15 protein-coding genes are annotated in these 17,446 nt (G+C 50.3%); 8 read left to right on the top strand and 7 right to left on the bottom strand.

The features are described from left to right. Positions 1-127: 127 nt before the first annotated feature. Positions 128-730: a short chain dehydrogenase gene (locus tag HA050_RS12595; protein WP_166826634.1), complete on the bottom strand. Its 603-nt coding sequence runs from the start codon at positions 728-730 to the stop codon at positions 128-130. A 130-nt stretch (positions 731-860) separates the two neighbouring features. Between HA050_RS12595 and HA050_RS12590 the strand changes: the two genes are divergently transcribed. Further along, positions 861-1,772, top strand: coding sequence for a LysR family transcriptional regulator (locus HA050_RS12590; protein WP_166826631.1), 912 nt, complete (start codon positions 861-863; stop codon positions 1,770-1,772). A gap of 80 nt (positions 1,773-1,852) precedes the next feature. Here HA050_RS12590 and HA050_RS12585 read toward each other — a convergent pair whose 3' ends face one another. From HA050_RS12585 to HA050_RS12565, 5 genes are all read right to left on the bottom strand, one after another. Beyond that, positions 1,853-2,818, bottom strand: coding sequence for a hypothetical protein (locus HA050_RS12585; RefSeq protein ID WP_166826628.1), 966 nt, complete (start codon positions 2,816-2,818; stop codon positions 1,853-1,855). Then, positions 2,815-3,381 carry a sugar O-acetyltransferase gene (locus HA050_RS22370; protein WP_166826625.1) on the bottom strand — a complete coding sequence of 189 codons (567 nt, stop codon included), beginning with the start codon at positions 3,379-3,381 and terminating at the stop codon, positions 2,815-2,817. Before HA050_RS22370 ends, HA050_RS12585 begins: the two co-directional genes overlap by 4 nt. A 27-nt stretch (positions 3,382-3,408) precedes the next feature. Beyond that, positions 3,409-4,296 (bottom strand): DMT family transporter, encoded by an 888-nt coding sequence (locus HA050_RS12575; RefSeq protein ID WP_166826622.1) that lies wholly within the window; start codon positions 4,294-4,296, stop codon positions 3,409-3,411. A 107-nt stretch (positions 4,297-4,403) separates the two neighbouring features. After that, a complete protein-coding gene (nudC, locus tag HA050_RS12570; protein WP_166826619.1) occupies positions 4,404-5,219 on the bottom strand; it encodes an NAD(+) diphosphatase in 816 nt (271 codons plus the stop codon). Positions 5,220-5,264: 45 nt separating this feature from the next. After that, a complete protein-coding gene (locus HA050_RS12565; protein ID WP_166826616.1) occupies positions 5,265-6,023 on the bottom strand; it encodes a sulfite exporter TauE/SafE family protein in 759 nt (252 codons plus the stop codon). A 475-nt stretch (positions 6,024-6,498) separates the two neighbouring features. On the opposite strand from HA050_RS12565, the gene HA050_RS12560 reads away from it, so the two are divergent. From HA050_RS12560 to HA050_RS12545, 4 genes are all read left to right on the top strand, one after another. Then, entirely contained in the window at positions 6,499-7,686 is a 1,188-nt protein-coding gene (locus tag HA050_RS12560; protein WP_166826614.1) for an SGNH/GDSL hydrolase family protein, read from the top strand. A gap of 105 nt (positions 7,687-7,791) precedes the next feature. Then, a complete protein-coding gene (locus tag HA050_RS12555; protein ID WP_166826611.1) occupies positions 7,792-8,511 on the top strand; it encodes a pseudouridine synthase in 720 nt (239 codons plus the stop codon). 123 nt (positions 8,512-8,634) lie between these two features. Next, entirely contained in the window at positions 8,635-10,314 is a 1,680-nt protein-coding gene (locus HA050_RS12550; protein ID WP_166826608.1) for a bifunctional metallophosphatase/5'-nucleotidase, read from the top strand. 154 nt (positions 10,315-10,468) lie between these two features. After that, on the top strand, positions 10,469-11,086 hold the full coding sequence (locus HA050_RS12545; protein ID WP_166826605.1) for a FecR domain-containing protein: 618 nt from the start codon (positions 10,469-10,471) through the stop codon (positions 11,084-11,086). Positions 11,087-11,090: 4 nt separating this feature from the next. Here the strand turns inward: HA050_RS12545 and HA050_RS12540 are convergent, their stop codons facing one another. Beyond that, positions 11,091-12,359, bottom strand: a complete 1,269-nt coding sequence (locus HA050_RS12540; RefSeq protein WP_240929063.1) for an ABC transporter substrate-binding protein — start codon at positions 12,357-12,359, stop codon at positions 11,091-11,093. A gap of 336 nt (positions 12,360-12,695) precedes the next feature. Here HA050_RS12540 and HA050_RS12535 point away from each other — a divergent pair, with 336 nt between their 5' ends. The 3 genes from HA050_RS12535 (at position 12,696) to HA050_RS12525 (ending at position 17,207) form a co-directional block, all read left to right on the top strand. Further along, positions 12,696-13,640, top strand: coding sequence for a carbohydrate kinase family protein (locus tag HA050_RS12535; protein ID WP_166826602.1), 945 nt, complete (start codon positions 12,696-12,698; stop codon positions 13,638-13,640). A gap of 268 nt (positions 13,641-13,908) precedes the next feature. After that, positions 13,909-16,617, top strand: coding sequence for a DUF8508 domain-containing protein (locus HA050_RS22365; RefSeq protein ID WP_166826599.1), 2,709 nt, complete (start codon positions 13,909-13,911; stop codon positions 16,615-16,617). Next, positions 16,617-17,207 carry an NF038129 family PEP-CTERM protein gene (locus HA050_RS12525; protein WP_166826596.1) on the top strand — a complete coding sequence of 197 codons (591 nt, stop codon included), beginning with the start codon at positions 16,617-16,619 and terminating at the stop codon, positions 17,205-17,207. Before HA050_RS22365 ends, HA050_RS12525 begins: the two co-directional genes overlap by 1 nt. Positions 17,208-17,446 lie beyond the last annotated feature (239 nt).

Raw genomic sequence — 17,446 nt, 5'->3', positions numbered from 1 at the left:
TAGGAGCGGTAGCCACCGAGGGGGCCTTCCTTTCTTGAACGGCCAAGAAAGGAAGCGAAACCGCAACCTCAAAAGCACGAAGGCCTTTTCTCTGTGCAACTCCGTGTTTTGAAGGACATCCGTGGTGTCAGTTATTCACCGTATAAACCTGCCCGGTCTGTGCGCCTTCTACGCTTTTGCTGTAGGCCAGCGCTACTTTTGCGGCGGGTACGGCGTCAAAGCCGCGGAAGTAGGGCCCGTAGCTTTCAAGGGCTTCTTGTAATACGGTTGGGCTGATGCTGTTGATGCGCAGGCCGCGCGGTAATTCGATGGCGGCGGCGCGGACAAAGCCGTCGATGGCGGCGTTGACCATGCTGGCGCTGCTGCCAAAGCGAATCGGATCGCTGCTTAAAATACCACTGGTTAATGTGATCGAGCCACCGTCATTTAATACGCTTTGCGCGGCCAGCGCCAGGTTCACTTGCCCCATCAGTTTGTCGTTGATGCCGATTGCGTAATGGTCGGCGCTAAATTCGGCCAGCGGGGCAAAGTGTACATTTCCTGCTGCGGAGATCACCGCATCTACCTTGCCAACTTCTTTAAACAGAGCCGTAATGCTGGCGGCGTCTTTCAGATCAACTCTGTATTCGCCGCTGCTTCTGCCGGCGGTGATGATTTCATGGCGTGCTGCCAGTTCTGCAACAACTGCTTTGCCGATTGTGCCATTGGCACCGATAACGAGGATTTTCATAGTTTTTCTCTTTGAAGTTGGGTTTGCTAAACAGGCCCTGTGCCTTTGATTAGCGTTGATTGTGTACAGCCACTAGCATAAACAATCTTTTGTCGATGATAATTAGCCCAATAATCAAACGAGTGTTGCCATGATGGAAACAATCAGTCAGCAAGTCATTTGGGCCAATACCTTTGCCTGTGTGGCAGAGCAAGGCAGCTTTACGCTGGCGGCAGAAATTTTGGGCTGTTCTAAATCCTATGCCAGCAAGCAGGTATCGCAACTGGAAAATCTGTTGGGTGTGGATCTTTTCTTTCGCACTACACGCAAACTCAATCTCACTGAGGCGGGCAAGGTTTATCTGGCACATTGCCAATCATGGCAAGCGCAGGTTTCGGCCGCTCAGCAGGCCGTGCAGGCTATACGTGAAGAGGTGGCAGGCTTATTGCGTATCACTGTGCCAACCAGTTTTGGCGGGGTGTTTATGTCGCAGATTTTAATGGCGCTGCGCGAACAATATCCGATGTTGGAGGTCGAGCTGGATGTCAGCCGCGAGCCGCGGGATTTAGAGGCCGATGGCTATGATCTGGCGGTGCGATCCGGTTATTTGGGGCATGAGCGGCTGGTGTCCAGGCCCCTGGTTTCGGCGCAGCTTTGCCTTGTTGCTTCCCCGGCTTGTATTGCCCGCTCACCAGTGCTGGTGTCACCAGCTGATTTACTGGCCTGGCCCTGCCTTGCTAACTCTCATTTTCGCGACACTTGCCACTGGGTATTTAACCGGGGCAAGGAATTACACGCGGTGGATGTCAGGGCAGAGCTCAGAATCAGCGATTATGGTTTGCTCAGAAATCTGGCCCTGGACGGGGCCGGGGCTGCCTGCCTGCCTTATTACTTAATTGCCGGAGATTTAGCCAGCGGGCAGTTGCAAGCGCTTTTGCCCGAATACAGCCTGCCTGCGCAATCGCTGTATCTGGTTTACCCTCAGCGTTTGCCACAGCCGGCCAAGCTGCGGGCGCTGATTGATTTTCTCACTGATTGGTTTGCAAACAAGGCAGGGCATTGAGGTGCCAGGTCTGTTGTTTTGCTCGGTGTTCAGATTGGGCTTATGTGTATGCAGAACCTTTTGGCTTCAGAGGCTGCGGCTTAAAACAGCACCTCATCCAGCCGCTGGCTGAAGTCTTTGGGCTGGATTACATCGCTTCGTAAGATTTTAACCGGCAGGATGCAGCGGTCCAGCCACTGGCCGCGTTCTGCCAATACATGGCAGAGTGTGATTTCTGCTGCATCTTCAGCCTGGCTTTGTACGCCCATTTTATCGAGTTTTAAGACCTGGATTTCCAGCTTAAGATGGCTGTTGGCATCGGTCAGCGAGGTTTCAAGCAGGGCGAGCAGGGCATCTGGCTCCAGTGCGCTGCGGCAGGCGCTAAATTCTGCAGATAGTTTTTCTACTTCTTGTGTGAGTACGGCATAGCGCGGTTCGGCGGGTTTGCAATAACGCCAGCTCATGCGGACTTCATTCAGCTCGGTTTCCAGCTGGCGCTTAAATTGCTCTCTGGCTTCGATATGCCATGCTGCGTGGCTGGCCAGCAGCCTGAGCAGGCGGCTGATGAGTTTTTCTTGTAAATCCGTCATGCTGCCCGCTACCTGGCTGATTTGCTGGCCGCGGCAAACGAGTACTTGCTGGGCCACATCCTGCCTGATGTTGTCGCCGCAGACTTCCATGCCATAGCGTTGCTGTAACTGGCTTTGCATAATCAGAACAGCGTAAGCGTGATCGGCCAGCGGGTTTTGCGCAAACCAGTTTCTGACTTCTTCGGAGCGGCTGATGGTTTCCTGCACACTTTCTGCTGTACCAAAAGCCGCGTGGGTATGGGCTTCCTGGCTCCAGCTTTGGCTGGACAGCTCTACCGGCGCGGGCAATTGCATTACGATGCGTCCGCTCCATGAGTGGGCAATTGCATAGGCATTTTGCAGGCGGGCCAGATAACGGCTGGCGAGTTTAATGCGCGGATTGGCACTGTCTGCTAATGCCGTCAGCAGGGCCGGATCACAGGCAGGCGCAGCGGGTTCACGGGTAAAAACAGAGCAGAGTGCATTCCAGAGTTTCATGGGCTATCCAAATAAAGTGTACTGAGGTCGGGCTCTTCCAGCTTGCGGATTTCACGGGCAGGGTTCCCGGCTACAAAAGTGCAGCGTGGCACATCACGAGTTACTACGGCTCCTGCACCCACCACGCTGTGATCACCAATGCTGACACCGGGGCAAATAATAGCCCCTGCGCCTATCCAGACATTAGCGCCAATGCTGACGGGCTTTGCGGTAAAGGCATATCTTTGGCGTTCGGTGGGATCGACTGGGTGATTTACACTGATAATCTGAACGTGAGGGCCGATTAAGCTGTGCTCCCCTATCGTAATGGGGGCGCCACCTAAAATACTGACCCCCAGATTGATCATTACTTTGCGGCCTAGTTCAACTTCCCAGCCGCGTGATAAATACAGCGGCGGATATATATTCACATCTTTTGCTTTTGCAAAAAGCGCCGGAATCAGCTCACGGCGCTCATCAGGCGTGCTGTTGTTAAATTGTTTAAGATGTATTTGTTCTGCAATAAATGGGGCCGGGTCGATGTTTTCTAAGTCGCTAAAATGATAGTAAATCGTTTCAGGCATAGCAGGCTTCCTCTCGTTTGCTTGTGTTTAAGACTTTCTGCTCACAACCCACACCCCCAGCATGACAAGGGCTGCACCCAGCCATTGAATGGCCGTGAGGCGCTCATCCAGAATACCAATGCTCATTAAAATAGACAGCATGGGGCCAAGACTGCCGATGATGGCGGTGCGGCTGGCCCCAATGCGGCTCATGGCGGCGGCTGTGGCATAAATCGGCAATATGGTTGCAAAAACGGCCATTGCGGCAGCAAGGCTATAAACCGGCAGCGGCTGAATAAGCGCATTAAGCGGATGAGTGATTAAAAAATGGCAGAGCACGGCAATACTCGATACGGTAAGCCCCAGCTCGGTAAAACGCATCGCGCCTATCCGGGAAATCATAACCGGGCTCAGGCTCATATATAAGGCATAGCAGGTGGTGCTGGCCATAATAAAACCGATGCCCACCCAGTCTGCATTGGCCTGAGCTAAGCCAGGTGCAATCACAAGCGCGATACCGAGGTAGGTGAGTGGCAATGCTTGCTTCATCCGCCGGGTCATCACCGTGCCGGTGAGCACAACCGAAAACAATACGGTGAGTGTGGGATAAAGGCCGAGAATCAGCCGCTCCAGGCTGGCGCTGACAGTGGTCAGGCCAATAAAATCGAGCACGCTGGAGAGGTAATAGCCTAAAAGCCCTAAACCAATCAGCGCCAGATAATCGCGCCCGGCGAGCCGTGCCTTGCTGCGCCACAGGCTGTAGCTGGCCAAAATCAGTAGTACAAACAACATGCGTAAGCAGACAAGCGTAATGGCGTCTGTGCCGTGGCGGTAAGCCAGCTTGGCAAAAATGGCTTTGCACGAAAAGCCAGTCGCGGCAAAAATGGCCAGAATAACGCCAAGGCGAAATGAGGAGCTGCTTGCGCTACGATGCATTCTGAGATTGCCTTCTGCCTGTTTGTGCTTATAAAAACAGCTTTCTGTCTTGAAACACTTTATCCTGTGCTGTGGTTTATGATTTGAGTCTGCCTGAGCCTGGCTTGTTATTCTTGGGCTATTTTTGCTAAACCCGCCTGGATCAGGTGATAAGCAATACTGGATTTTCCCGGCAGCTCAGGCAGGTTTTCAAGGCCAAACCACTGCGCATCTTCGATCTCTTCTTCCTGCGGTGTGATCCCCCCCGAAACATAATCTGCGATAAAAGCGAGCATCAAAGAGTGCGGGAAAGGATGACTTTGGCTGCCAAACCAGCTCAGGTTGGAGACTTTTACCCCTACCTCTTCATAAATTTCGCGAAAAATAGCCTCTTCGCAGCTTTCACCGGCCTCTACAAAGCCGGCCAGCGCGCTGTAAACGCCTGGGCGAAAATGCGGAGAGCGGGCCAGCAGCAGCTGCCGGTCTTTCTTAATCAGCACCATAATTGCAGGCGAAACTCTGGGATAAGCACGGTGCAGGCAGGCCGGGCATTCTCTGGCGGTCTCTTTGCTCATACGAACGGTGGCTGTGCCGCAGCAGCCACAAAAGCGATGCTGCCTGTCAAAGGTCAGCAATTGCTGTGCCCTTGCCGCAATCCAATAATGGCTGTCTTCAATTAAGCCCCAAGCCGCACGCAGGCCAATGGTTTGCAGATCTGCTGCATAGGGTGTGTCTTTATGCCATGCAACCAGCACACAGGCCAGGCCTGCCACACTGCCTATTTGTACTGAAATTTCGGCGCAATCATGGGCAGGCAATTCGTGGTGCTCTGGCAGGCGGCCGTCGGGAAACACCAGAAGCTGATCGCCGATAAAAGCCAGGCAAAGGCTGTTTGCACTGGCTGGCAGATGTTTGTATTCAGGAATAAACGTGGAGGGAAGCATGGCCAATTCTTTTAGTGAGTCAGGCGGTTGTGCAATGCCAGTATCTTAATGCAGAGCTTTAATCAGTAGTGATATTCCTGTCAGAATAGTGACACTTTCAAAGCAGCGTTTAATCATCTGATTACCCTGCTTTAATCCCCAGTGTGCGCCCAGATAGCCGCCCAGGGCAGAGGCCAGCAGCAATACTGGAATCCACGGCCAGTAAACGCCAGCTTGCAGGGCCAGCGAAACGGCGCCGGCACTGTTCCAGAACAGCCCCACCAATACCATGGTGTAAGCCACGGCCTGTTTGTAATCCATGCCAAACCAGTGAACCAGCCACAGCGTGACAAACAGGCCAGTGCCTGAGGTAAAAGAGCCATTCAGCACGCCAATAAAAAATAAACCTGCTACGCCCAGCCAGAGCTTTGAGCCGCTGCGGTGGCGGCTTCGCTGCTGCTGGCCAAGAGCCGGGGACAATAGTGAATACAGGCCTAGGCCACTGGTCAGAATTGCCAGGATGAATAGCGTTAATTGCTCAGGAATATGCAAGACCAGCAGGGTGCCAACAAGCACGCCAGGTAAGCCGCTGGCCAGCACTAAGGCAGAAAAACGCCAGTTTAGTGTCCCTGCTTTTAAATGCTTGAAAGTAGCGCCCAGCCCCAGCGCCACACTGGCTACTTTATGTGTTGCCAGTGCCACGGGAAACGCCAGGCCTAAAAACAGCAGAATAGGTAATTGCAGCAGCCCCGCACCGCCACCGGCCAGCGCAGAAAGCGTGTTGGCAATTAAAGAAACGATAAATAAGGAGAGCAATTCAATCATTGGCGTTTACTTAGGCTGGTGGGCGTATATCGATTTAAATCAGCATAAAAATTGTATTTATTTAATCTGCGGCTACTTTGAGTAGACGAGTTTTGCTTGTTTGTCGTTTAAAAACATCAATACCGCCAGGCAGGGGCAGAGGAGAGCTGAATCTATTTGTAGATTTTTGTCAGGATACGCAAGTTTTTAAGCCGGGTCAGTAAATGATCAAGGAGAAGAATAAGTCTTTTTATTCAGCATAAAGTGGCTGCCGGAGCCCATTCTGTGAATATTGTGCTGATGCACAATGATATTGCTATTTTCTTACAATTGCCCCTGGTTATGCAGTAATTTGAACAGGCTTGATCTGACTTAGGGATAATCCTGGGCTAGTTTGGCTTGTCAAACACATGTTTGATTCGTAGCATCAAGTGGGTTTACTACAAAAAGCATCGGGCTTTGGCTTGTGCTAATCAAAACAAGACGGGAGATTTACATGAATTCTTCACTGCCACGGGCAAGCCGCCCCTTTGCTGTTCTGCTACTGACCTCCTTGCTCGCCGCGTGTGGCGGTGGCGGAGATGCAAGTACCCCGGCGGATACCCGCAATATTAAAGAAGTGATTTCTTTTGGCGACAGCCTGAGCGATGTGGGCACGTATAACCCGACTACAGCCGATGCTGATCTGACGAATGATCAGGCGCTGGGCCTGCGTTTTACAACCAAGCCTCTTCTGAAAGCAGAAGGCAAGCCTGATCAGCCCACTCCAGGCGCAGTTTGGACAGATGTGGTTGCTGCTGCTTATGGCCTGAATATGACGGCTAATCGCCAGGTCAGCTTCAGCGGGCTGGATGCTGCAGGTAAGCCAGTCGGTACTCCGGGCGTGATGGGCGTTGTTTATTCTCTGGGTGGCAATGCCTATGCAGAAGGCGGCGCTCGTATAGAGACCGAGCTGACTGTAAATGCACAGGGCCAGAAGATTGTTGATGGCGTCGTGACTGTTGCCCCTGGGGTAACTTACCAATCGGCCACAGCCTTATCTATTAAATCTCAGATTGCTAAATATAAAGCTGCGCGCACCAGCTTTAATTCCAGCCAGCTTGTTCTGTTGCAAGGCGGGCCAAATGACTTCCTCGCCTTCTTTGCGGCTGCAAAGGCGGGTGCATATGGCGATCTTGCAGGCATTCAGATTGCAGCCAATGCAGAAGTGGCTAAAAACACCAAAGCAATCGCAGATCGTGTAAGTGAATTACTTGCAGCCGGGGCTACGCATATTCTGTATTCAAATATGCCGGATCTGGGTGTGACTCCTCAATTTAAAGGCACGGCATTTGCTGCATTAGCAACAGGTGTATCGAAAGGGTATAACGATGCAGTGAAACAGGCTTTGGCTAAGGCTGTAACAGATAAAAAACTGGTGATTTTTGATACTGCAACACTGGTTAATACGGCCATCGCTCAGCCTGCAGCATTTAAGCTATCGAATGTGGATCAGATGGCATGTAACAGCGTTGGGGCAACGGGTGTGACTGCATTGATTTGTAATGCGAAAACGCTGGTTGCTCCTAATGCTGATGTGACTTATTTATTTGCGGACAGCGTACATCCAACCGTGGCCGGGCATACGATTTGGGGAACTGAAGCAGCAAAAGCAGCAATGAAAGTTGAGGGGTTTGGCCTTTAATTTCAGGTCTGTATTTACTATTAAAAAACCGCGCTTGGTGTTTAAGTGCGGTTTTTTTATGCACTTACTGTTTGGCTGACTGCTTGTATCCGGTAAAATTCGTCCATGAGCAAATTAACATTAGATCGCATCCTGCAATCGCAGGGCTTTGGTACGCGCAAGGGTTGTCGCGAGATGATTGCCGACGGTGAAGTAGCCGTAAACGGTGAAATCGTGAGCAACTTTAAGCTCGCTTTTGAAACTACGGGCCTTGAGCTGACCATCTTTGGTGAAAGCTGGCCCTATCGTGAGCATGTGTATATTGCGCTGAATAAACCGGCCAATTTTGAATGTTCACGCAAACCCAGCCACCATCCCGGTGTGCTCACCCTTCTTCCCGAGCAATTTAACTGGCGCGAAGTGCAGCCGGTTGGGCGCTTGGATCACGATACTACCGGCCTTTTGCTGATGTCGGATGACGGTGCTTTTATCCACGCGCAATCGTCCCCCAAGCGTCATGTGCCCAAGGTATATGTGGCGATGACCGCCGAGCCTGTAACAGAAGAGCTGATTTCACTCTTAATGGCCGGTGTGCAGCTGAACGACGAGCCTGCGCCGCTTGCTGCAGTGCATTGCAAAAAGTTGGGTGAGAACGAGCTGGAAATCGTGCTGGAGCAGGGCAAGTATCACCAGGTAAAACGCATGCTTGCCGCAGCAGGCAACCACTGCGCCGGTTTACGCCGTTCCGAAATTGGTGGCTTAAAGCTGGCTGAAATGGATTTAGCAGAAGGGCAGTGGTGTTATTTAACTGAGGCGCAAATGGCGCTGTTGGTGCCTGCGCAGTAAAACCCTTGGGGAAAAAGCAGAGTAAGGCTGCTTATGTCATGGCTTAGTCATCTATCTGTTATAGCTTTGTCATTAAACATCTTTAGCCTTACTGACTTTTTGCTTTCTGCCGAGGGTATTCCCATGAATTTACGTAATGGCCTGCTTGTAGCCAGCATTGCGCTGGCGCTTACTGCATGTAATGACTCTGATGTGGCGGCCCCTGAAGCCGTCGCTGCTCCGGTTGACGTTAAGCTGATTGCGATTAACGATTTTCATGGCAATATCGAAGCCACAGAGGGCATTACCCTCACTTCCCCTGATCCTAAAGACCCGGCCAAAACCATCAAAACAACCGTGGGTGGTGCTGAATATCTGGCGACCTGGGTTAAAAACCTTAAAGCCAAAAACCCAAATAATGTGGTGGTTTCAGCCGGTGATCTGATTGGTGCCAGCCCGATGATTTCGGCGCTTTACCACGACGAGCCAACCATTGAATCGATGAATGCGCTGGGTCTGGAATTCAATGCGGTAGGTAATCACGAATTTGACGATGGCAGTGCAGAATTACTGCGCATGCAAAATGGTGGCTGCCACGCAGACAAAGTGGGTTGTGCCGATGGTAAGTTTGATGGCGCTAAATTTAAGTTTCTGGCCGCCAATGTGCAAGACAGTAAAACAGGTAAAACACTTTTCCCTGCTTACCTGATCAAAGAATTTAATGGCGTAAAAGTTGGCTTTATCGGAATGACTTTAAAAGGCACGCCAGGCATTGTTACGCCGTCTGGTATTGCGGGTTTAGATTTTAAAGACGAAGTAGAAACCGCCAATAAGCTGGTGCCTGAGCTGCAAAAGCAGGGCATTGAAACCATCGTGGTCTTGCTGCATGAAGGTGGTATTACCACTGATAAAAAATACAATGAATGTAATGGTATTTCCGGCCCGATTGTCGATATCGTGAACAAGCTGGATAAGGCCATCGATGTGGTAATTTCTGGCCACACCCATCAGCCCTACAATTGCAAAATCAACGATAAGCTGGTGACCAGCGCCTACCAATACGGCGGTATGGTGACAGATATCGATCTGACGATTGATCCAAAAACCCGCAATGTCACGAAGATGAGCGCCAATAATCTGGCGGTAACGCGCGATGTGCCAAAAGACGCAGCCCAAACCTCTTTGATCGAAAAATTCCAGAAGCTGGTTTCCCCGCTTAAAGACCGTGTAGCCGGAACCATTGCAGGTGCGCTGACTAAAACGGCGACAAAAGCAGGTGAGATGCCACTGGGCCGTGTGATTGCCGATGCCCAGCTTGATGCAACGGCAGATAAGAGCACTGGCGCATCGCAAATCTCCTTTATGAACCCGGGTGGCGTGCGTGCTGAGTTAACACCTGACGCGGCTGGCAAGGTCACTTACGGCCAGCTGTTTACCGTGCAGCCTTTTGGTAACACGCTGGTAACGATGACGCTGACGGGTGAGCAAATTGATAAAGTGCTGGAGCAGCAATGGAATGGTGCTGCAGTCAAAATCATGCAGGTGTCAGCAGGCTTCAGCTACACATGGGATAAGAGCAAGCCTGATGGCAGCAAGATTGATATCGCCAGCATTAAGCTCAATGGCGTGGCTATCGATCCTAAAGCCAGCTACCGCGTGACTGTAAATAACTTTATGGCCACAGGCGGTGATGGCTACCTGGAATTTGTAAATGGTAAAAACGTGCTGGGCGGCCCGCAAGATGTGGATGCCCTGGAAAACTACCTGAAGAAAAATCCTTTGCTTGCCGTGCCTAATGCAGAGCGGATCAGTGTATTGAATTAAGCCATGGCTTACGGCGCTAAGCCGTAATGCATCAGGCCGCAGTCTTTTTCCTGAATCAGGAAGAAGCTGCGGCTTTTTTCTTGCGCGCAAAAAAACACGTTATCACATTCAGGCTGGTTGACTATGGTTAAAGCCATACTCAAGGGGTAAGTGAATGAAACATATCTGTTTACAGCGCAGGCAGTTTTTAATGTTGGTGAGCAGCTTACTTGCCACAGCGGCTATACCTGCGTGGGCTGCGGGGGGGGCAGGAGAAGTGAAGCTGCTTGAAGGGCAGGCGTGGCGAAATGATCAGCCATTAAAAGTGGGCGACCCGATTGCCGCAGGAGATCATTTACGTACCGGTACAAATTCAAAACTGGTGGTAAGGGCAGAGGGCGATGTGTATTTGCTGCGCGCCAATACTACCTTGCAGCTGGAGCAAAAAGGGGCGGTGCTGAGTGGATTACGCTTGCTGAGCGGCGCTTTACTGGCGGTGTTTTCTAAAGGGCATAAGCAGATTATTACTCCAACGGTAACAGCGGGGATACGTGGTACTGGGCTTTATGCTGAGGCCAGCGAGCAGAGCACCTACTTTTGCCTCTGCTATGGCGAAGTCGATTTAAGCCCGATGCACCAGCAGGCCAAACGCTTTCGGGTAAAGGCCAGCCACCATCGGGCACATCTGCTGGATGCCAGCGGTGGTATAAAAAAATCGCCATTTCGTAATCATAGTGACGACGAACTGGCGATTTTAGAGGCTTTAGCGGGGCGTAAGCCCCATCACGCTTAAATGCTTATTTTTTTAAACGCTCATTCCAGTTTTTGACCGCAGCATCCAGTGCGGCCTTGGCTGATTTGCGGCCAGTAATAGCGGCTTGTATTTCATTTTGCAATGTACGCTGCATGGTGGTTTCATCTGGCAAAATGCCGGGCTCCAGTGTCAGCGTTTTGGCGTTGCCGATGGAGAGCGCTGCAATAGCCCGTGATTTTTCGACAGGATCACTGCTTTTTGCCCCCGACATAAAGTAGCTATCCGTTGCTGCCAGCTTAGTAGAAGGGAAAGTTGTGCCGGTTTCTTTAGAGAAAGCCAGCTGTGCTGCATCGCTGGTTACAAATTTACCCAGTTTGGCGGCGTCGGCTGGTGATTTTGTTCCTGTTGGAATCACGTAATCCATCATCCACCCGCCAAAAGCCATTTTGCCCTCTGCAATCGGGAAGGGCGCAATATCTGTTTTGGCGTAGATGGCCTTGCTGTCCGTCTGGGTACGTTTTAATGCCTGCGGAGCCGTGGTCATCATGGCAATTCTTTGCGTATTATACGAAGCAATTTCTTGCTCGAATTCCATTTTGAATACATCTTTAGGCATTGCGCCTGCTTTATATAAATCAGCAAATTTCTGTAATAAAGCAATGTGTTTTGGCGAATTGAAAACAGCTTTGCCATTTTCAATCACAGGCAGGCCCGCATAGTAAAACCAGTTAATAAAACTGCCGCCACTTTCTGCTGATAATTTTGGTGCAAAAGCAGGTGTTTTTGTTTTTTCACTAATTGTTTTGGCCTGGGCCAGTAATTCATCAAAGTTTTTTGGTGGTGCTTTAATGCCTGCTTTACTGAATAGTTCTTTATTGTATGCAATTACAGAAACAGAGTTATACCAGGGGAAAGCATAGATTTTCCCTTTATAAGTGACATCATTCAGCGCATTGGCCTGATATAGATTTTTATCTGCGCCCAGATATTCATCCAGTGCAAGGATATTACCCTGGCGGGCAAAATCGTGTACCCATGGCACATTAAAATTAACTAAGGCGGGCGGGTTGCCTGCGGCAATGGCTGCGATCAGTTTGGGCTGGATCTGATCCCAGTTCATATCAACCCAGACTGCCTCCAGATTTGGATTCTTCTGATTAAACTGAGTGGTAAGGTCTGTAAAATAGCGGTTGAATTTGGGTGCCATATTCATGGTCCAAAATTCCAGTTTTACTTTTTCTGCAGCAAAAACGGGCGAAGTGCTTAATACACCAGCGATTATCATTGCACTGGTAATCAGTTTCTTTCTCATCGCTATTTCTCCAAATAAGGGTCGGGATGGCTGACCAACACTGATATTGTGAAACTTTGGCCCATTTTTACAGTGTGAACAAATATAGTTAATTTATGTACGAAAATGCCTTACTTCTTTTTCTGTAAGGGTGTAGATGGTCGTCATAATTTTTGCGGCGGAATATAAGCTTGTTGCAGGGCTTGTTTCTGTGTTGTTTTTATCCGGCGGGTATTTCCTGCCCAACGAATCTATTATTTATTTTATATAAATATGTTGTATTCATAATGCATGGACTTTTTAATGGCTTTCTTCAATCTATAATTGCCAGCTTAACCTTGGGCGAGGTATGAAACGATGTCTGTATTGATCTGCGGTTCTATGGCTTACGACACCATCATGGTTTTTCCTGATCGTTTTAAAAATCATATCCTTCCAGAAAAAATTCATATGCTTTCGGTGTCCTTTATGGTGCCGGAAATGCGCCGTGAATTCGGCGGGTGTGCGGGCAATATCGCCTATAGCCTGAAAATGCTTGGGGGCGACCCGCAGATTATGGCCACCGCTGGCTGTGATTTTGCACCCTATGCAGAGCGCCTCGATACGCTGGGCATTCGCCGCAACAATATTCGCGAAGTTGAAAACACTTTTACCGGCCAGTGCTTCTTAACCACGGATCTGGATGATAACCAGATCAATGCATTTCATCCTGGTGCAATGAGTTTTTCACACTTAAACCGGGTGAGCGATGCGCAAGTGCCGGTCAGCCTGGCCATTATCTCGCCTGATGGCAAGCAGGGCATGCAGGAGCATTGCGAGCAATTGGCAGAGGCGGGCATCCCCTTTATTTTTGACCCTGGCCAGGGCCTGCCGATGTTTAGCAGGGATGAGCTATTGCGCATGATTTCACTGGCAGACTTTCTGACGCTGAATGATTACGAGCTGGAAATGGTGCTCAATACCACGGGGCTGAGCCTGGAGGCACTGCAAAAGGCGGTGAAAGTTTTGATTGTTACGCTGGGAGGGGATGGCTCCAGAATCTATGCCGATGGTGTGTGCCATGATATTCCTGCTGTTGCTGCCAAAGAAGTTTTAGATCCAACAGGATGCGGTGATGCTTATCGCTCAGGGCTTTTGTATGGAATCAGCCAAGGCTGGGATTGGCCCGCTACGGGGCGGCTGGCTTCATTATTAGGCACTATTAAGATTGCCACTAAGGGCGGGCAAAATCATGCCATCAGCCGTGAAGAGCTGGCGGCTCGTTTTGAAGCTGCATTTGGTTTTGCGATGCCCGCGGTTTAATGCCGGGCCGGTAACGGAGGAGGCGCTTTGGAAAACTAGCGCCTGTTCAGATCAGCGCAGGCCTTGGCTTGCGCTATTTTTTTGCTTTGCATGTATGAAATGTTTCGCAGAGCAAACGTACCGGACTCGTTGTTTTCTTTTGAGTATCAGCATTATCTACTGTATTAAATCTGTCATTTAACTGACACCATGCATTCACTGTTTATCTATATGGTCTGATCCCACGCCGGAAGCACCGGCTAAACCATATTTATAAGCAGGGGTTGCAATGAACAATAAGCTTAAAGAAAGCTGCAAGCTGAAAAAATTGATGGCGCTGTGCCTGATGGCCTGGGGTATGGCTGCTCCCGCCCATTCTGCGGTGGTGATTAGCCAGGTGTACGGCGGTGGCGGAAATAGTGGAGCCACTTTAAAAAATGATTTTATTGAGCTTTTTAATGCAGGCGATCAGCCTGCAGATTTGTCCGGATGGAGTGTGCAATACACTTCTGCCGCGGGTGGCACTTGGCAAAAAACGCCCATCAATGGCGTCTTGCTTGCAGGGCAGTACTATCTGATCCAGCAGGCCGCGGGCACGGGGGGCAGCATAAGCTTACCAACGCCTGATGCAATTGGCACGCTTGCCATGAGTGGCACATCGGGCAAAGTAGCTCTGGTTAAAAATAATGCGGTATTGGGTTGCGGTACGGAGTGCAGCAGTTTTGCCGATGTGGTTGATTATGTGGGCTTTGGTGCGGCAAATAATGCTGAAACCAGCCCAACCGCAGTATTAAGCAATACAACGGCTGCATTACGTAAAAATGATGGTTGTACTGACAGTAATAATAATGGCGCTGACTTTATTGTTACGACGCCTGCTCCGCGTAATACGGCAACGCTGATTAAGACTTGCGGTGGCGTTTCACCAACGCCAACGCCAACGCCAACGCCAACGCCAACGCCAACGCCAACACCAACACCAACACCAAGCGCACAGCGCATCCATGATATTCAAGGCCGTGCTCATCGCTCGGCAATGGAAAACCGTCAGGTAAGCAGTGTGCCAGGCGTGGTCACTCTTGTACGTAGTAATGGTTTTTATATCCAGGATATCCAGCCAGATAATGATCCTTTGACGTCTGAAGGTATCTTTGTCTTTGTTGGCAGCGCGCCCAGTGTAGTAGTGGGTGATGCGGTACTGGTTTCGGGTGTGGTCAGTGAGTTCCGTCCTGGCGGCACGGGTGGCACGAATAATCTGACAACCACGCAAATCAAAGTGGCCGCAGGTGGCGTAAGCAAAGTGTCATCGGGCAATGCCTTGCCAGAGCCGGTGATTTTAGCGGCAAATGTACCCAATCAGCGCTTGTGGCAGGGGAATGTCAGCGATGCAGAGCTGGCAGCCTCGCTGGATTTGGCCAATGGCCTCGATTTTTATGAAAGCCTGGAAGGGATGCGCGTACAGATTGATGGAGCGGTGGTGACCGGCCCGACCAATCAGTATGGTGAAGCCTTTGTAGTGCCCAATTATGGCCGTGATGCTGGCCCGCGTTCGCCGCGTGGTGGTGTTGTGGTCACAGAAACCGATTTCAACCCTGAGCGCATTATGCTGGTGACTGGCTCTGTGAAGCCGCCGGTAGTGAATGTGGGTGACTTGTTCACCAGGGCTGTAGGCGTTGTTGATTACAATTTTGCTAATTTCAATCTTGTTCTGAGCGATTTGTCGGCAGCGGTAAGCGGTAATCTGCAGCCAGAAGTGACGCGCAAACAGGCTGCCGATGAGCTGGCCATTGCATCGTTCAATGTAGAAAACCTGGATGCCAAAGAGGGAGATGCCAAATTTGCCCGTCTTGCGGCACAGATTGTGCAAAACCTGCAATCGCCCGATATTCTTGGCCTGATGGAAATTCAGGATAATAACGGTGCCACCAGCGATGGCACGGTTGATCCATCCCAGACACTGGCAAAGCTGATCGCGGCTATCCAAAGTGCGGGCGGCCCGGCTTATCAGTATCGCCAGATTAATCCGGTTGATGGCCAGGATGGTGGCGAGCCAGGCGGCAATATTCGTCAGGTGTTCTTATTTAACCCCGCCCGCGTCAGCTTTATTGACCGCGCTGGTGGCACATCCACCAAGGCCGTTGATGTGGTGGCATGCCCGGAACAAGCATGCCTGACAGCCAGCCCGGGCCGCATTCTGCCGCTTGATCCGGCTTTTAATGCCAGCCGTAAACCACTGGCCGGTGAGTTTTCCTTTAATGGTCAGAAGCTGTTTGTGATTGCAAACCACTTTAATTCTAAAGGGGGCGATCAGCCATTAAGTGGCCGCTTCCAGCCTGCAAACCGTACTTCAGAAGTTCAGCGCAATAAGCAGGCGCAAATTGTGGCTGATTTTGTAGGGCAGATAAATGCGCTGGATCGTAATGCCAATGTCGTGGTGCTGGGTGATATCAATGATTACCAGTTCTCCACCACGGTGGCCAGACTGAAGGCTGTTGGTTTGGTTGATCTGGTCGAGGCCCTGCCAGAAAACGAGCGTTATACCTATGTGTTTGAAGGCAACAGCCAGGTGCTGGATCATATCCTGGCGTCCCCGGCTTTGGCCGCCCGCACAGAATATGATGTGGTGCATGTGAATGCCGAGTTTGCAGATCAGGCTTCTGACCATGAACCGGAAGTCGCAAGAATCAAACTGCCACAGCCATGGTTTGATGTGAGCGATCGTTTTACCCAACAAAAATCGGGTTTGGTGTATAGCGCTGCCAGCAAAACCTTTAATGGCAGCCTGACTCTGGCCGCGCAAAACGTGGTGAGCGGCCCTGTTCGGGTGCAAATTAAAGACCTGCCTTCTGGTGTGAGCCTGGCAGGTGCTGAAGATGGCGTTATCACGGCCAATATCACTACAGGCGCGGCACTGGTCTTGCCGCTTAAATTCAATAATCCCGCACGCGTGGCAATTCGTTTTAACGCACAGATTCTGGCGACTAAGGACTTCAAATAATGAAAAACACTCTTAAACTGGCTCTGGCCGGGCTTTTCCTTGCTTGCAGCAGTATGGCTTCTGCCGCTGCGTACCACATTAATCTGGATACCAGCAGCATTGACGGGAAAGACGGTTTTATTGCGTTTGGCTTAAATGGCCTGAGCGACTCTCCATTTGTGGGGGCTTTGCTCAGCCAGTATCGCGGCAGCAGCCTGGGGCTGATTGATGCGGATAATACTTTTAATGTGCAGGGCGATTTAAATACATCGCTCAAGTTTGATAACCGCTTGTTAAATCAGTTTACTCAGGGGCTGATTTTTGGCAAACAGCTGCAGTTTGATGTGGAGTTTACGGATAGCCGGGATGAGTTTGGCTCTGGCACCAGCTTTACTTTTGCTGTGCTGGATAAAAACTACGCTGGCATCCTGGGCAATGATCCGTACGGCATTGTTGCTCAAGCTGATTTTATTCCAGGGGCTGCGCTGGATTTTAAAGTGAATACCAGTTTAGCCACGGTTACACCTGTTCCGGAGCCAGAAACCTATGCATTGATGGGGCTGGGGGTATTAGGTTTGGCCTTGCGTCGTAAACGTATATATGCGGTTTAAATAAATTAGCCTGATATCAAGCGATCCCTGCAGGGATCGCTTTTTTTTCAGCGTGTGAAGCCGATTGTTTACGCGCATGTTGTAAAAATGAAATGAATATTTTTGATATTTTGTATGTTTTTGTAAGTAAATTTTGTGTTATCTCAGTATGAAGTACTTATTTCGCCTTCAATTTTAAGAATAAATGCTTATTTATTCTTTCGGCCAAACTGACAAACTTTGCGGTAAATGCGCTGTTT

This window comes from Iodobacter violaceini (assembly GCF_011601265.1).
In the GTDB taxonomy this organism is placed as follows: Bacteria; Pseudomonadota; Gammaproteobacteria; order Burkholderiales; family Chitinibacteraceae; genus Iodobacter; species Iodobacter violaceini.
Note: the sequence above shows the minus strand (reverse complement) of the source record. Positions and strands in the feature narration are given on the sequence as shown.

Coding starts and splice junctions, on each gene's coding strand:
- HA050_RS12595 (WP_166826634.1), bottom strand. CDS start 730: ATGAAAATCCTCGTTATCGGTGCCAATGGCACAATCGGCAAAGCAGTT.
- HA050_RS12550 (WP_166826608.1), top strand. CDS start 8,635: ATGAATTTACGTAATGGCCTGCTTGTAGCCAGCATTGCGCTGGCGCTT.
- HA050_RS12565 (WP_166826616.1), bottom strand. CDS start 6,023: ATGATTGAATTGCTCTCCTTATTTATCGTTTCTTTAATTGCCAACACG.
- HA050_RS12575 (WP_166826622.1), bottom strand. CDS start 4,296: ATGCATCGTAGCGCAAGCAGCTCCTCATTTCGCCTTGGCGTTATTCTG.
- HA050_RS12525 (WP_166826596.1), top strand. CDS start 16,617: ATGAAAAACACTCTTAAACTGGCTCTGGCCGGGCTTTTCCTTGCTTGC.
- nudC (WP_166826619.1), bottom strand. CDS start 5,219: ATGCTTCCCTCCACGTTTATTCCTGAATACAAACATCTGCCAGCCAGT.
- HA050_RS12590 (WP_166826631.1), top strand. CDS start 861: ATGATGGAAACAATCAGTCAGCAAGTCATTTGGGCCAATACCTTTGCC.
- HA050_RS12545 (WP_166826605.1), top strand. CDS start 10,469: ATGAAACATATCTGTTTACAGCGCAGGCAGTTTTTAATGTTGGTGAGC.
- HA050_RS12535 (WP_166826602.1), top strand. CDS start 12,696: ATGTCTGTATTGATCTGCGGTTCTATGGCTTACGACACCATCATGGTT.
- HA050_RS22365 (WP_166826599.1), top strand. CDS start 13,909: ATGAACAATAAGCTTAAAGAAAGCTGCAAGCTGAAAAAATTGATGGCG.
- HA050_RS22370 (WP_166826625.1), bottom strand. CDS start 3,381: ATGCCTGAAACGATTTACTATCATTTTAGCGACTTAGAAAACATCGAC.
- HA050_RS12540 (WP_240929063.1), bottom strand. CDS start 12,359: ATGAGAAAGAAACTGATTACCAGTGCAATGATAATCGCTGGTGTATTA.
- HA050_RS12560 (WP_166826614.1), top strand. CDS start 6,499: ATGAATTCTTCACTGCCACGGGCAAGCCGCCCCTTTGCTGTTCTGCTA.
- HA050_RS12585 (WP_166826628.1), bottom strand. CDS start 2,818: ATGAAACTCTGGAATGCACTCTGCTCTGTTTTTACCCGTGAACCCGCT.
- HA050_RS12555 (WP_166826611.1), top strand. CDS start 7,792: ATGAGCAAATTAACATTAGATCGCATCCTGCAATCGCAGGGCTTTGGT.